The 15,334-nt window shown below is 59.4% G+C and carries 10 protein-coding genes; 5 read left to right on the top strand and 5 right to left on the bottom strand.

Going from position 1 to position 15,334, the window contains the following annotated elements; genetic code table 11:
• Positions 1 to 226 precede the first annotated feature (226 nt).
• The 3 genes from NL116_RS20145 to NL116_RS20155 all read right to left on the bottom strand — a co-directional run bounded on the left by NL116_RS20145 (position 227) and on the right by NL116_RS20155 (position 6,335).
• The gene (locus tag NL116_RS20145; RefSeq protein ID WP_494373721.1) at positions 227 to 3,895 is read right to left on the bottom strand and encodes a translocation/assembly module TamB domain-containing protein; all 3,669 of its coding nucleotides are present in this window, start codon (positions 3,893 to 3,895) and stop codon (positions 227 to 229) included.
• Positions 3,892 to 5,619 carry an autotransporter assembly complex protein TamA gene (locus tag NL116_RS20150; RefSeq protein WP_494373722.1) on the bottom strand — a complete coding sequence of 576 codons (1,728 nt, stop codon included), beginning with the start codon at positions 5,617 to 5,619 and terminating at the stop codon, positions 3,892 to 3,894. The genes NL116_RS20145 and NL116_RS20150 overlap by 4 nt, the downstream gene beginning before the upstream one ends.
• A gap of 65 nt (positions 5,620 to 5,684) precedes the next feature.
• Positions 5,685 to 6,335 carry a GNAT family N-acetyltransferase gene (locus tag NL116_RS20155; protein WP_494373723.1) on the bottom strand — a complete coding sequence of 217 codons (651 nt, stop codon included), beginning with the start codon at positions 6,333 to 6,335 and terminating at the stop codon, positions 5,685 to 5,687.
• Between the two features lie 293 nt (positions 6,336 to 6,628).
• Here NL116_RS20155 and xthA point away from each other — a divergent pair, with 293 nt between their 5' ends.
• Together xthA and NL116_RS20165 are read left to right on the top strand one after the other, a co-directional pair.
• Positions 6,629 to 7,441 carry an exodeoxyribonuclease III gene (gene xthA / locus NL116_RS20160; protein WP_494373724.1) on the top strand — a complete coding sequence of 271 codons (813 nt, stop codon included), beginning with the start codon at positions 6,629 to 6,631 and terminating at the stop codon, positions 7,439 to 7,441.
• 140 nt (positions 7,442 to 7,581) lie between these two features.
• Complete coding sequence (locus tag NL116_RS20165) at positions 7,582 to 8,922, top strand: substrate-binding domain-containing protein (protein WP_494373725.1); 1,341 nt, start codon at positions 7,582 to 7,584, stop codon at positions 8,920 to 8,922.
• 118 nt (positions 8,923 to 9,040) lie between these two features.
• Here NL116_RS20165 and NL116_RS20170 read toward each other — a convergent pair whose 3' ends face one another.
• A complete protein-coding gene (locus NL116_RS20170) occupies positions 9,041 to 10,270 on the bottom strand; it encodes an acyl-CoA dehydrogenase (protein WP_494373726.1) in 1,230 nt (409 codons plus the stop codon).
• 153 nt (positions 10,271 to 10,423) lie between these two features.
• Here NL116_RS20170 and NL116_RS20175 point away from each other — a divergent pair, with 153 nt between their 5' ends.
• The 3 genes from NL116_RS20175 (at position 10,424) to NL116_RS20185 (ending at position 12,917) form a co-directional block, all read left to right on the top strand.
• Positions 10,424 to 11,353: a LysR family transcriptional regulator gene (locus NL116_RS20175; protein WP_494373727.1), complete on the top strand. Its 930-nt coding sequence runs from the start codon at positions 10,424 to 10,426 to the stop codon at positions 11,351 to 11,353.
• A 116-nt stretch (positions 11,354 to 11,469) separates the two neighbouring features.
• The gene (locus NL116_RS20180) at positions 11,470 to 11,868 is read left to right on the top strand and encodes a MerR family transcriptional regulator (RefSeq protein WP_494373728.1); all 399 of its coding nucleotides are present in this window, start codon (positions 11,470 to 11,472) and stop codon (positions 11,866 to 11,868) included.
• Between the two features lie 149 nt (positions 11,869 to 12,017).
• The gene (locus NL116_RS20185; RefSeq protein ID WP_494373729.1) at positions 12,018 to 12,917 is read left to right on the top strand and encodes a hydroxymethylglutaryl-CoA lyase; all 900 of its coding nucleotides are present in this window, start codon (positions 12,018 to 12,020) and stop codon (positions 12,915 to 12,917) included.
• Positions 12,918 to 13,605: 688 nt separating this feature from the next.
• Here NL116_RS20185 and NL116_RS20190 read toward each other — a convergent pair.
• Positions 13,606 to 15,303 (bottom strand): AMP-binding protein, encoded by a 1,698-nt coding sequence (locus NL116_RS20190; protein WP_494373730.1) that lies wholly within the window; start codon positions 15,301 to 15,303, stop codon positions 13,606 to 13,608.
• Positions 15,304 to 15,334: the final 31 nt, after the last annotated feature.

Below are 15,334 nucleotides of genomic sequence, written 5' to 3' on the forward strand. Positions count from 1 at the left end.
ATGTATGACGAGATGTTACTGCCTAGGCAGCCAATGTCAACGTAATAGTTAGGTTGCTTTGTAATTAGTTGACCAATGGAGTCGGAGATTGGGGTGCGCACACTGACGCCTTCGCGAGCAAGCCCGCTCTCACATTCGACCGTATTCCCTTTGGGAGACTGCGGTTAAATGTGGGAGCGAGCTTGCTCGCGAAGGCAGCGACTCGGTGTCTTTGAAGGAAACGGGTCTAGAAATCCCGCTTGTAGAAGATGTCCAGCGAACTCGCCACGCCGCTCGCCGCTTCGAGGTAGACCTTCTTGCTCAGTTTGTAACGCAGGGCAATGGTGTTGGCCGGTTCAAACACCCCAACGCCATAACGCAAACTGAGCTTCTCGGAGATATTGCCGCTGGCGACGACGGCGGTGGTGGTGCCGCTGCCCTGGGTGTCCAGTTGGAAATCCTGAATCCCCAGCCCTTTGGCCAATCCGCCGGTCACCCCTGAACTGCCCATCAAGCCTAAACCAAGCGCGGCCTGGGCGAGCATGTTGTTGTCTTCGCCGTTGCTGCTCAGCGGACGCCCCAGCACCAGATAGGACAAGGCCTGTTCCTGGCTCATGGCCGGTTCGGAGAAGATTTGCGTGGTGGGCTGCTCGGCACTGCCGCTCAGGCGAATACCGGCAATCACGTCGTCGGTCTGGCGAATCGCTTCGACGTCCAGGTACGGCTGATCCAGCGGGCCGGCAAACAACAAGCGCGCCCGGCGCACGGTCAGGCGCTGGCCGTAGGCGCGATAACGCCCGTCGTTAAGCCACAGTTCGCCACGCGTGTCGAGGTTATCGCCGACGTGCACATGCCCCTGCACATTCGCGGTCAGGCCAAATCCAGCAAAGCTCAATTTGTCAGCACCGACCTCCACATCGATGTCCATCTTCATGGCCAAGGGCGGTTTGCCTTCTTCAGTCTGCTGGCCGACGATCACCACGTCATCGGAGACCTTGACCGTGGAGGGAGGCAACTCGCGAATGGTGATCTCCCCTTTCGGCACCCGCACTTTGCCGGCGATGGCCAACTCATCGCCCTTCATCGATATTTTCAGGTCCGGCGCGACTTCCAGCTTGGCGTAAGGCTCGACCGTCACCGGCAACTGTGCGCCCTTGAGCGCCAGGTCTACCATCAGCGCCTGTCCCCATGCGATGCTGCCGTTGAGGGTGCCCTGCCCGGTCTTGCCGCTTTTCCAGTCGCCATTCAATTGCACGGTTTCACCGTCAATCACCGCTCGCAGTTGCAAGGCTTGCAGCGCCATCGGTAATTCCGCCCCGGAGACTTCACCGTCGCTGAGCAGCAGACTGCCGTTGACCTGCGGCGCCAACAGACCACCAGAAATCGTGCCGCTGCCATTCAAGCGCCCGGTGAGTTTCTCAACCATCGGCACGAACGGCCGCGCCACCGAAAGATCCAGCCCGCTCAAGCGGAACGAACCGGTCAGGGGTTTGTTCTTCGGCAACGGGTTGATCTGCGCCTGCACCATCAGTTCACCGAGCTTGCCGCCGACGAAATTGAGGTCCGTGTCGATGCGTTTCGGCGTGAGTTTGCTGGTGAGTTTCAGCGTCTGGTACGGGAAGTCCAGCCACTGGTCCTTCTCCTTCATGCGCAATGTACCGCCGCTGGCGTCGATGCTGATCTGGCCGTTCGGGCCTCCGGCGGGCAGGTCCAGTTGCAGGTCAGCGTTAAGGCTGCCCTTCCAGGCGAAATCCTTCGGCAGCCACTGGGCCAGGCTTTCAATCGGGAATTGCTTGAGGTGATAACGCAGCTTCGGCTCCGGCAGCAAACGCTGGTCTTCACCGCACAGGCTGGCCGGGCCGGACACCCAGCAGTGGGCGCCAACGTTGATTTTTCCGTCAGCCAATCGTTCGAGTTTTGCCGGGCCTTGCAGCTTCCAGTCCTGCCCACCGGTCTGAATATCGCCGTTGGCCAGACGTCCGCGCCAGTTGCCTTTGTCCAGCGCACCGTCGAGACCGAGGGCCAGTTTCAGCTGCGGGCCTTGCAGGTCAAGGCTGAGTTTCTGATTTTTGATGTCGCCCTGGCCGCTGGCGGTGAGTGTGCCCAGTGAGGTGTCACCGACCTGAATGCCGCCGCCCTTGAGGTCGATTTTCGCCCGCTGTGCACTGTCGAGCGTGGCGTCGAGGTTGAGGCTTTGCAGGCGATTGTCGTCGAAAGCCAGTTGGGTGCCTTGCAGCCCAAGCTTGCCTTGCGGCGCCTTGAGTGTACCGGCGACATCGATGCGACCGTTCAGCTGACCGCGCAGTTGCGGCCAGAGCTGGGCCAGACGTGGCAGTTTGATGTCGATCTGGCCGGCGAGTTTCTGTTGCAGGCTGCCCTTGCCGTTGATGCTGTTGTCGCCGAGGCGGATTTGCAGCGCGTTGAGGTTCCATTGCTCGCCGCCGCCATCGGCCTTGGCCTGGATCACGGCGGGTTGCCCGCGCAATTTGCCCTTCAGGTCGAGGTCGGCATTGAGCCGGAGTTTGTCATTCTTCATCTCGCCTTTGCTGCGCAACGGTCCGGCCAGCGTGCCCGGCAGCTCCGCCACCCAGTACGCCGGGTTGATTGCCGACACGTCGAGCGCGGCGTCCCAGGCAATGCCGTCGGCGAATTGCAGGTTCAGGTGCCCTTCGGCCTTGCCCTGCCCGGCCTGGAGCTGAATTTGTTGCAGGTAGATTTTCGTCAGGTCGCCGCTGAACGGGCTGTTCAGGGTGAAGGCACCGGCCGGGCCATCCAGTGCTGCCTGGAAGCTGCCGAGGTATTGGCCGTCGGTGTAGGAGAGGTCACCGATGAAACTGCGCAACGCCACTTCCGGCTCGTCGATCAGCGGATAGAGGCGGTGCCACGGGAAGTCCAGCCAGGCGATTTTCGCGTCGGCGCTCAGGCCTTTGCTCCAGTCGAGGGTGCCGCTGAGCTTGAGGCTTTGCTTGTCGTTGGCGGTCAGGTCGAGGGCGGCGATCTGCGCGCCTTTGGCGTCGACCTTGCCTTGCAGCAGCAACGCAACCGGGCTTTGTTCGGCGGGCAGCGTGGCGTTGCCGAGCAATTGGTAACCGTTTTTCAGATCACCGTCACCGGTGAGTTCCAGCTGATTGAGTTGCAGGGTGTCCGGCAGGTCGGCGGCGGGTTTGAAGCCGTCAGCAGTGATTCGTACCTTGGCCGGCAGGTTGTCCACCAGCGGTTGCAACTCGCCGGTCAAATGCCCGTTCAGGTAACCGCTGCTGTCGGCTTTCAGGTTCAGGGTTTTCAGCAGGTCGCCGTCAACCTTCAGCGCCAGCGTCCAGGGCGCGGGGGCTGACAAGGTCAGTTGGCCTTCAACCTTGAGCGGCCAGTTGCCGGTGGGTTGCAGCAGGCCGGAGAGGTTCAGGCTCAGGTCATCGCGCTGCAACTTCACCGAGTCGATCTGCAACCCTTGCGCGGTCCAGTGCGCGGCCAATTGCAGGCCTTTGAGCTCTTCGCTGCCGTTGAACATCAGGCTGCCGATCTGCACATCACCCAGCTCGATGGCCAGCGGCAACTCGAGATCCGGAAGGCTGATCGGCCCGCTGCTTTCTTCTTCAGCACCGGGGGGAAATTGCAAGCTGACTTGATCGGCCTTCACTTGCTCAAGGCACAACGTCATGCGTGTCAGGCACAGCGGCGACCAGGCGAAAATCACCTTGCTCAGCTCAACCCGGCTGGTGTCTTGCTGCCAAAGCACATGATCAGCGCTCCACTGCCCACCCAAACGGCCCTGGAAATTCTCGACGGTCAAACCCGGTACGAAGCCCAACGCCCAGCGACTGCCCGTGGCAGTGCCCAGCACCGAGGCGACGCTCAGCACAACCAGCATCAGCAGCGCGAGGATCGCCAGTAGCGTTATTTTCAAACCACGATTCACAGCTCAGGCCCCATGGAAAAGTGCAACCGAATGCCGCCGTCATCGTCCAGCGCGTGGGCCAGGTCGAGGCGGATCGGCCCCACCGGCGAGACCCAGCGCACGCCGATGCCCACCCCGGTCTTGAGGTTCGGCAGTTCAAGTGTATTGAAAGCGTTGCCCTGGTCGACGAAGGTCGCGACCCGCCACTTCTCGGCGATGGAGTATTGGTATTCGGCGCTGGCCGCAACCATGTAGCGGCCGCCGATACGGTCGCCCTCGGAGTTCTCCGGGGACAGGCTCTGATAGTCGTAACCGCGCACGCTCTGATCGCCACCGGCGAAAAATCGCAGCGACGGCGGGACTGAGCTGAAGCCATTGGTGGCGCTGCCGCCCACCTGCACCCGGCCGAGAAAGCGGTGTTTGTCAAAGACAGTGGTCAAGCCTTTCACCAACGCGGTGCCGTAGAGCAAGTTGCTGTCTGAACCCAGGCCTTCTTTCGCCACTTTGGACTCGAATTGCAGGCGATAGCCGTTGTGCGGGTCGATGCGGTTGTCGCTTTTCAAGTAGGAGTAGCTGACACCGGGCATCAGCAACGTACTCAAACCCGAGTCGTCGCCCAGTGAGTAGTCCTCACGCTGCCATTTCAACGACACCACGCGCTGCCAGCCGCTGGGCAATTTGCTGTGCCATTCCGGGCCGATGGTCAGCAGCTTGCTGTGGGTGTCGGTGCCGGCGATGTCTTCGTTCTGGTAACCACCGGCAAAGCGCAGTTTGTCGGTCAGCGGCGGGTCCAGCGGGATGTCGTAGAACAGCCCGACGTTTTGCCGGGGCGCCGATAACTCGGCCTCCCAACCATAACTGTCGCCCTGCGGGTTAACCCAGTGCCGGGTCCAGTTGGCCTTGATCCGGGGACCCACGTCCGTGGAATAACCCAGGCCCAGGCCCATGGTCCGTGGTTTGCGGGTTTCGAGTTTGACGTCAACCGGGATCACATCGTTTTTCGATGCCGTCGGCGTAGCGTCCACTCGTACACTTTCGAAATAGCCACTCGACTGCATGGCCTGATTGAGTTCCGCGATCAGTTCGGAGTCGTAAGGTGCGCCTTGCTTGAACGGCACCATACGTTGCAGCAGGTCTTCGTCGAACGGCGAATCGCCCTCAAAGCTGACCTTGCCCAGCGAATAGCGCGGGCCGCTGTCGTAGATCAACTCGATGTCAGCCACGCCGGCGCGCGGGTCCACCGATAGTTTCTGGCTGGTGAAATGACCACTGAAAAAACCGAAGCGCGAAGCCTGATTCTGGATCAGGCGTTTGGCGTCTTCGTAGTGACCATGATTGAGCACGGCGCCGGTTTTCAGCGACGCGCCTTGAGGCACACGAAATGATTTGAGGGAAGCGGCCGGGCCGTCGACGCGAATCGTGACATTGCGCAGGTGCACCGGCTCGCCGGGGTCGACGTTGAGCACCAGGCGTGGCGTCTTGCCGCCCTTCACATCGCTGTCGATCTGCGGCTGGTAATAACCCAAGGCCTGGGCGGCCTTGCGCGCCTGCTCCTCGGCGCCACGACTGAAGCGCAGCAACGCTTCTTCGTCACGATCGCCGAGGTTGCCGATATAGCCCTCTATATTGGCTTTCAGTTCATCGTTGGACGGTTTTATCCGCACATCCAATTCACTTTGCGCCAGCGCCGCGCAGCTGGTGATCAGCATCAACGCGCCACTGGTAATTCGTCCTGGAAATTTCATGGCGCGGATGCTATCACGAGCTTGGGAGCGTGATAGAGCCTCGCTTGGCGTTAAAGTTCTACCGTTTATGCCGTTGCGGTTTGCAGCACCTGCGGATTGGCGTGAAAAAACACGTGCTCGCGAACGGGTCCTACCGCGACCTCGCCGATTTCCTCATAACCCTGACGCTTATAGAACTCCAGATAGCGAGGATTCCCCGTATCGAGGATCACGCCTTGGGAGGTTTCATCGACTGCGCACCAGTTATGCACCGCTTGCAGCAGTTGTTCGCCGAAGTGTTTACCCTGGAATTGCGGGTGAATACCCAACAGCGGCAGCACGTGGACCGAATCACTCGGCACGCAGGCCGCGACGGCAGCGTGGTAATCGAGGTAGCGGCGGGTGCAGCGAAACCCGGTGCTGAGCACCATGCGCAAACGCCAGGCCCAGCTTTCAGTGATACCCAGGCGTCGTTGCGGCGGCGCAATCAGCGCGATGCCGATCAAGCGGTCGTTGACCAACAGGCCGATGGCCGGCAGATCCTGAAGGAAATGCTGTTTGACCAGTTCGCGCACAGTGGCCCGCACGCGATGTTCATACCCGGGACGTTCGGCCTCGAACAGGTAGCCAAAGGTCGGTTCGTGCCGGTAGGCGTGGTACAGCAGGGAGCGCGCTTCGTGGGCATAGCCGCTGTCGAGCATGTGAATGTCGGCGATGGCGGTCGAGGTTTCAGGCATAACGGTTGATCTCCCCGGTACAGCTCAAATGGCTGTGCTCTTCTTGGTACGAGCCTATCGGTGCTGACACAGTTCCCTACTGATCGATATCAGTGTTGACTGTGATGACGCCATCGCAAGCAAGCTCGGCTCCCACAGGTATAGACCAGACTCGGACGGTAGGCGTAAGCCTGCTCGCGATGAGGCCCGCATTGGCAATGGAAGACCTACCACCGAACACGAATCCCCTCACCCCACACTGGCCCGATTCCTACATGTCAGCTAGCATCGCCCTTTTTCCAGGACTGCCGACCATGAAGATCGTCTCCTTCAACATCAATGGGCTGCGCGCTCGCCCGCATCAGCTGGCGGCGCTGATCGAAAAACACCAGCCAGACGTCATCGGCCTGCAGGAAACCAAGGTTCACGACGACCAATTTCCGCTGGCCGAGGTTCAAGCGCTCGGCTATCACGTTTATTTTCATGGGCAGAAAGGTCATTACGGCGTCGCCCTGCTCTCACGCAAAGAACCGCTGGCCCTGCACAAAGGCTTCGCCACCGATGAAGAAGACGCTCAGCGCCGCTTCATCTGGGGCACGTTCGCCGACGCCAATGGCGTGCCGGTGACGATCATGAACGGCTATTTCCCACAAGGCGAAAGCCGTGACCACCCGACCAAGTTCCCGGCCAAGCAACGCTTCTACAGCGACCTGCAGCTACTGCTGGAAAGCCAGTTCAGCAACGATCAGCCGCTGGTGGTGATGGGTGACGTGAATATTTCTCCGGAAGACTGCGACATCGGCATTGGCCCGGACAACATGAAACGCTGGCTGAAAACCGGCAAGTGCAGTTTCCTGCCGGAAGAACGCGAGTGGATGGCCCGCCTGAAAAACTGGGGCCTGGTGGACAGTTTCCGTCACCTGAACCCGGACGTGGCCGACCGTTTCAGCTGGTTCGATTACCGTAGCCGTGGGTTTGAAGACGAACCCAAGCGCGGGCTGCGGATCGACGTGATCATGGCCTCCCATGGCCTGTTGCCACGGGTTAAGGATGCGGGCGTGGATTACGACCTGCGCGGGATGGAAAAACCATCCGATCATGCGCCGATCTGGCTTGAATTGAGCTGATATCCAACACTGAATACAAAACCTCTGGGAGCGAGCCCCCTCGCCACGGCTCGCCCCCACAGATATAAACAACTGTCATCTTTCGGAAATCTTACTGACTTATTCTCCCCGCACTTTCTTTGGTTAATTAAGGTGCGGGCATGACGCTGCGCGTTTTGTTTCTAGGGATGCTGTGCGCCGGCCTGCCCTTGACGGCATCGGCCGCTGATTTACCCCTACCCGCCACTGGCTCGGTGCTGCGCATCCAAGGGTCCAACACCATCGGCGCGGCATTGGGCCCGGCGTTGGTCGAAGGGATGTTGCGCGAACAGGGCTTGCTTAACGTCCACAGCGAAACCCCGGACACCGCGAACGAACTGCGCATCGTCGGCGAAACAACCCTCGGCCATCGCGTCGTGGTGGACGTGGCGGCGCACGGTTCCAGCACCGGTTTCACCGCGCTGAAAAATGCCTCGGCCGACCTCGCCGCCTCCTCGCGTCCGATCAAGGACAGCGAAGTGGTGGACCTCGAACCCTTGGGCGACTTCAAAAGCCGCGACGCCGAGCAAGTCATCGCCATCGATGGCCTGGCGATCATCCTTCACCCGCAAAACCCGCTGAATCAACTCAACACGGAACAACTGGCGCGAATTTTCAGTGGCGAAGCAAAAACCTGGGAAGAGCTTGGCGGCAGCGGTGGCGCGATTCATCTCTATGCGCGGGATGACCAATCAGGTACCTACGACACGTTCAAGGAACTGGTCCTCAGTCGTCGTGGGAAAACGCTGAGCAGCGCCGCGAAACGTTTCGAATCCAGCGAGCAATTATCCGATGCCGTCAGTCTTGACCCGCTAGGTATCGGTTTCATCGGCCTGCCTTATGTGCGCCAGGCCAAAGCCGTGGCAATCGTCGATGGCCAATCCCAGGCGATGCTTCCACTGAACAGCCTGATTGCGACCGAAGACTATCCGTTGTCGCGTCGCCTGTTTTTCTACCTGCCGCCCCATGGAAAAAACCCTTGGGCCGAGGCCTTGGCCGTGTTCGCGCAAAGCAGCAAAGGCCAGGCGATTGTCGCGGCCAACGGCTTTATCGCCCAGACCGTCCAGGCCATCACGGTCACGCCGAATGCGTTGATGCCTGAAGGCTATCAGGCACTTAGCCGCCATGCGCAGCGGCTGTCAGTGAATTTTCGTTTTGAAGAAGGCAGCGCGACGCTCGATAACAAGGCACAGCAGGACCTGAAGCGGGTGCTCGACTATATAAAGCAGCATGACAAAACCAACCGAGAGGTGACGCTGGTCGGCTTTGGCGATGCCAAGAGCGACCCGGCCCGCGCCGATCTGCTGTCGAAGCTGAGGGCGATGGCGGTACGACGGGAACTGGTGAAAAGCGGCGTGGTGTTTCGCGAGATTCGCGGCTTTGGTGCGGAAATGCCGGTAGCGGCGAATAGCGCAGATGAGGGACGGATCAAGAATCGACGGGTTGAGGTTTGGGTGTATTGAGGTGTAATGCTGACAATGTGATGAGGGGGCTTGCTCCGTTGGGTCGCGGCCCCTCTCATCCCTTTAAAGGAGAGGGACTGCTACCCAGTCCAACGGGGGCAAGCCCCCTCACCACAGGTTACTGCCCGCTACGCAACAGTTCCTTCGGCACATACTTGCCGATTTCGAATTTGCCAATCGCCGCGCGGTGCACTTCGTCCGGGCCGTCGGCCAGGCGCAGGGTGCGCTGCATCGCATACATATAGGCCAGCGGGAAATCGTTGGAAACCCCCGCCCCACCGTGGATCTGGATCGCCCGGTCGATAACGCGCAAGGCCACGTTTGGCGCCACTACCTTGATTTGCGCGATTTCACTCTTCGCCACCTTGTTTCCCACGGTGTCCATCATGTACGCCGCTTTCAATGTCAGCAGGCGGGCCATGTCGATTTCCATCCGTGAGTCGGCGATCTTGTCGATGTTGCCGCCCAGACGTGCCAACGGCTTACCGAACGCGGTACGGCTGACTGAGCGTTTGCACATCAATTCCAGCGCCCGTTCTGCCATGCCGATCGAACGCATGCAGTGGTGAATCCGGCCTGGGCCAAGACGACCCTGAGCGATTTCGAAGCCGCGTCCTTCACCCAGCAGGACGTTTTCGTACGGCACGCGGACGTTTTCGAACAGCACTTCGGCGTGACCGTGCGGGGCGTCGTCATAACCGAACACCGGCAATGGGCGAACGATCTTCACGCCCGGGGTATCCACCGGCACCAGAATCATCGAGTGCTGGGCGTGGCGCGGCGCCTCCGGATCGCTCAGGCCCATGAAGATCAGAATCTTGCAGCGTGGATCACAGGCGCCTGAGGTCCACCATTTCTTGCCGTTGATGACCCACTGATCGCCATCACGCACGGCGCGGGCGGCCATGTTGGTGGCGTCGGAGGAGGCAACGTCCGGCTCGGTCATGGCGAAGGCCGAGCGGATCTCACCGCGCAGCAGCGGTTCGAGCCAGCGTTGTTTCTGTTCTTCGTTGGCGTAGCGAACCAGCACTTCCATATTGCCGGTGTCTGGCGCGGAGCAGTTGAACGGCTCCGGGCCCAGCAAGGAGCGGCCCATGATTTCGGCCAGCGGCGCGTATTCGAGGTTGGTCAGGCCGGCGCCGAGCTCGGACTCAGGCAGAAATAAGTTCCACAGGCCTTCGGCCTTGGCCTTGAGTTTGAGCTCTTCCATGATTGCGGTCGGCTGCCAGCGATCGCCTTCGGCGACCTGACGCTCGAACACCGCTTCAGCGGGATAAACGTAGGTGTCCATGAACGCGGTCACGCGCTCACGCAGTTCCTGAACCTTGGGCGAATAAGCGAAATCCATGAGCATTTACCTTCTTGGGCAGAGGTTGTTTTTGGTCATGTATCGATGCTAGAACAGCGTTGATAATTTACCTAGCCTATTCTCGGCGTGTATTAACATTCATCACCGATATATGATCGGGTGATTGAGAACCAACAATAAGAGTGCAGCGCAATGAATCTGAGCAAGGTCGACCTCAACCTTTTCATCGTCTTCGACGCGATCTACACCGAAGCCAACCTGACCCGCGCCGGGCAGATTGTCGGCATTACCCAGCCAGCGGTCTCGAACGCTCTGGCCCGACTGCGCGAGACCTTCAACGATCCGTTGTTTGTGCGCACCGCCCAGGGCATGGTGCCGACGCCCATGGCCCAGAACATCATCGGGCCGGTGCGCAACGCCCTCTCATTGCTACGGGTGTCAGTGCAGGAAAGCCGCATTTTCAACCCGCTGCAAGCGGTCAAGACCTACCGTATCAGCATGACCGACCTCACCGAAGCGGTGATCTTGCCGCCGCTGTTCCAGCGCCTGCGACGCCTCGCGCCGACGGTGATCATCGAAAGTTTCCTGTCCAAACGCCGCGAAACCACCAAGGAACTGGCGGCCGGGCGCCTCGATTTTGCCGTGGATGCGCCGCTTAACACCGACCCGCAAGTGCGCCACGTCAAGTTGATGGAAGACCGTTACGTGTGCGCCATGCGCAAGGGCCATCCGCTGGCGGGCAAAGAGAAGCTCACCCTCGATGATTATCTGTCGCTGACCCACATCCACATCTCCAGCCGTCGCAGCGGTCTGGGCCATGTCGACCTGGCGCTAGGGAAAATGGGCATTCAGCGCAAGATCGCCCTGCGCTCCCAGCATTACCTGATGGCCTCGCAAGTGTTGCAGCAGACCGACATGGTCATGACCGTGCCCGAGCGCTTTGCCCGTCGCAATGACTTGCACGCCTTCAGCTTGCCGGTCAATGACGTGCCGCCAGTGGAAACTCACCTCTATTGGCACGAAAGCACTGACCAGGACCCGGCGAACCGCTGGATGCGCGAGCAGATGATCGAGTTGTGCCAGCAGGTGACGGCGCATGAGAAGAAGCTTGAAAAGGTGTAGGACTTGATACCGAGCTGCTCGCAATGGGGCCAGCAATAACACTGAAGGCATCAGCCCCTTGACGTAAACGTCAAGCTGCCATTAGCTTAGCCCCATGACCTTCTTCGAGCGCTTCCATGAGCAGCCAGACCTATAGTATTTCCGACCTCGCCCGTGAGCTCGACATCACGACGCGGGCCATCCGCTTTTATGAAGAGCAAGGCCTGCTTAGCCCCGAGCGTCGCGGCCAGGAACGTATTTACTCGCCCCGCGACAAGGTCAGCCTGAAGCTGATCTTGCGGGGCAAGCGCATCGGCTTTTCCCTGGCCGAATGCCGCGAGCTGATCGAGCTCTATGACCCCACCGGCGGCAATCAGAAACAACTGCAAACCATGCTGAGCAAAATCGCCGAGCGCCGCGAACAGCTGGAACAGCAGATGCTGGACATCGAGCAGATGAAGCTGGAACTGGACACCGCGCAGGAACGCTGCACTCAGGCGCTGGAACAGACCATCCAGAACCAGAAAGCTGTTTAACGCTACACAATCCCCCTGTGGGAGCGAGCTTGCTCGCGATGGCGGACTTACCTTCAATATTGATGTTGGCTGACTGACCGCTATCGCGAGCAAGCACGCTCCCACAGGGGTTCTGTGAACATTCATACAATTACAACAGGTCCAACGCCATGTCCCTTCCAACCCACGTACGCATGGTCGAAGTCGGCCCCCGCGACGGTCTGCAAAACGAAGCCCAACCGATCAGCGTTGCCGACAAGGTTCAACTGGTTGATGCCCTGACCGCCGCCGGCCTCGGTTATATAGAAGTCGGCAGTTTCGTTTCCCCCAAATGGGTGCCGCAAATGGCCGGTTCCGCTGAGGTCTTCGCGCAAATCCAGCGCAAACCCGGCGTGACCTATGGCGCGCTCGCGCCCAACCTCCGCGGGTTTGAGGATGCGATGGCGGCCGGGGTGAAGGAAGTCGCGGTGTTCGCCGCCGCGTCTGAAGCCTTCTCGCAACGCAACATCAACTGCTCGATCAGCGAAAGCCTGGAGCGTTTCGTGCCGATCATGGACGCCGCCAAGCAACACGGCGTGAGCGTGCGCGGTTACGTATCCTGTGTGCTGGGCTGTCCGTACGAAGGTAACGTCGCCCCCGAGCAAGTCGCCAGGGTCGCGCGTGAGCTCTATGCCATGGGCTGTTATGAGGTGTCGCTGGGCGACACGATTGGTACCGGCACCGCTGGTGCGACCCGCAAGATGTTCGAGGTGGTCGCAGCCGACGTGCCCCGTGAAAAACTTGCCGGGCATTTCCACGACACTTACGGCCAGGCCATGGCCAACATTTACGCCAGCCTGCTGGAAGGGATCTCGGTGTTCGACAGCTCCGTCGCCGGCCTCGGCGGCTGCCCATACGCCAAGGGCGCCAGCGGTAACGTCGCCACAGAAGACGTAGTGTACCTGCTCAATGGCCTGGGTATCGGGACCGGCATCAATCTGGATGCATTGATCCTGGCCGGTCAACAGATTTGCACGGTGCTGGGGCGTCCGACCGGTTCGCGCGTGGCCAAGGCTCGCAGTGCACATTGAGTGTGTCGGGGTGTTACCGCACGGTCCCAAAGGTGCGCGCAAGCGAGTAACACGGAAACAGATTCCAGGGTTTTCCCTGAGGCGAAAAACCTACAAAATTTTAAGACACTGATTTTAAAGGACTTTTAAAAGTTGGCACGGCTTCTGCTATCTCTACTGCATAACAAGAATAAAAAAAGCAGCAAGCCCTAATAAAAATAAGACGTAACGACTCTGACATAACAAAAACAACACGGCAGAGACGCAGCTAACAGATTTTTTTGGAGAGGATGTGCTTTTCAGGGTGCTTTTCGGAGCCACCCGCAACCGGGCAGAGAACAATAAAACTACCTTCAGGTAGCTCCCGAACTGGTTGGATCGCTTGGCGAAAAAGTAGATCAGCGCTCAAAAAAATACGTTTGCTCTTGATCCCGGATGGGGATCGACAAAAACAGCAGTAAAGGGTCACGGTCACTAAAAACAAAAACAGACCGCCCCTCAATAATAAAAAAAGAGCACGCGCAACGAAAAAATTAAAGGGGAGCTTCGGCTCCCCTTTGTGCTTTCCGGGATTTGTGATTTCCCCAGTCCAATGGTGGGAGCGGCGTTGCCACGATTCGACTTGCTCGTGAAGGCGGCGTGTCAGTCACTGCGTGTGTCGACTGATCCGCCGCCTTCGGTGCAAGCCCGCTTCTACAAGAGAATGTGATTAGTCTTGGTGACCGCGCAGTTCTTCGATACTGATCTCGCGCATCCGGAATTTCTGGATCTTGCCGGTTACGGTCATCGGAAACTCCTCCACGAACTTGAACGAGCGCGGCGTCTTGAAGTGTGCGATGCGCTCCTTGCACCAGGCTTGCAGCTCTTGCTCGGTGGCGCTGTGGCCCGGGTGGAATTTGATCCATGCCACAATCTCTTCGCCATAACGCGAGCAGGGAATGCCGATCACTTGCACGTCCGCCACCGCCGGGTGGGTAAAGAAAAACTCTTCCAGTTCGCGAGGGTAAACGTTCTCGCCACCCCGGATGATCATGTCCTTGTTGCGCCCGGCAATGCACACGTAGCCTTCATCGTTCATGCTCGCCAAGTCACCGGTGTGCATCCAGCCGGCCTGATCGATAGCCTCTGCCGTGCCTTGCGGGTTGTTCCAGTAGCCGAGCATCACGCTGTAGCCACGGGTGCACAGCTCGCCAATAGTGCCTCGCGGCACAAGATTACCGGCCTCGTCGATGATTTTGCTTTCCAACTGCGGCTGGGTGCGGCCGACGGTGGTCACGCGTAATTCCAGTTCGTCTGACGGACCGGTCTGCAATGACACCGGGCTTGTTTCCGTCATGCCGTAGGCAATCTGCACCTCGCTCATGTGCATTTCGTTGATGACCCGGCGCATCACTTCGATCGGGCACGTCGCACCGGCCATGATCCCGGTGCGCAAGCTCGACAGATCGAATTCGGCGCGTTGGGGCTGATCGAGCATGGCGATAAACATGGTCGGTACACCATACAGCGCCGTGGCTTTTTCTTCAGCGACAGTGGTCAGGGTGAGCAAGGGATCGAAGGCATCGTTCGGGTAAATCATGGTGCTGCCGTGGGTGATGCAGCCCAGATTACCCATGACCATGCCGAAGCAGTGATACAGCGGCACCGGGATCACCAGGCGATCGTTCGCGGACAAGCCGAGGCTTTCGCCGACCATGTAACCGTTGTTGAGAATGTTGTAGTGGCTGAGGGTCGCGCCTTTCGGGAACCCGGTGGTGCCAGAGGTGTACTGGATGTTCACCGGCTGATCGAAATGCAGGCTGTCCTGGCGTTCGCGCAGCTGTTCCATCGAAACGCTGGCGGCCAGATCTGATAATTGCGACCACGGCAGAAAACCTGAAGGTGGCTGCGCGTCCAGGCTGATGACGCCGCGCAAATCAGGCAGGCGCTCACTGTGTAACTGTCCGATGGATTGCTCGGCCAGTTCAGGAATGAGGCCTTGCAGCATTGCGTGATAGTTGGAGGTTTTGAAAGCGCCGGCGCAGACCAGCCATTGGCAACCGGATTGCTTCAACACGTATTCGAGTTCGGAGCTGCGGTACGCCGGGTTGATGTTGACCAGAATCACGCCGATTTTTGCACTGGCAAATTGGCTGATGCACCACTGCGCGCAGTTCGGCGCCCAGATGCCGAGACGATCACCGGCCTGCAAACCCAGCGCGAGCAGCGCTCTGGCATGCAGGTCAACGACCTCGGCCAGTTGCTGCCAGGTGTAACGCAACTGCTGATGGCGCACGACCAGCGCCTCCCCGGTCGCGTGTTGCGCGACGGTGTTATCGAACGCCTGGCCGATGGTCATCGCCAGCAAGGCTTTGTCCTGGGAACCACGGGTATAGCTGCGCTGCGGGCTTGCACTGGGTTGATCCATGACGACCCCTATTGTCTTTATTAGTGGGTTG

Source organism: Pseudomonas sp. FBCC-B1667 (assembly GCF_059133255.1).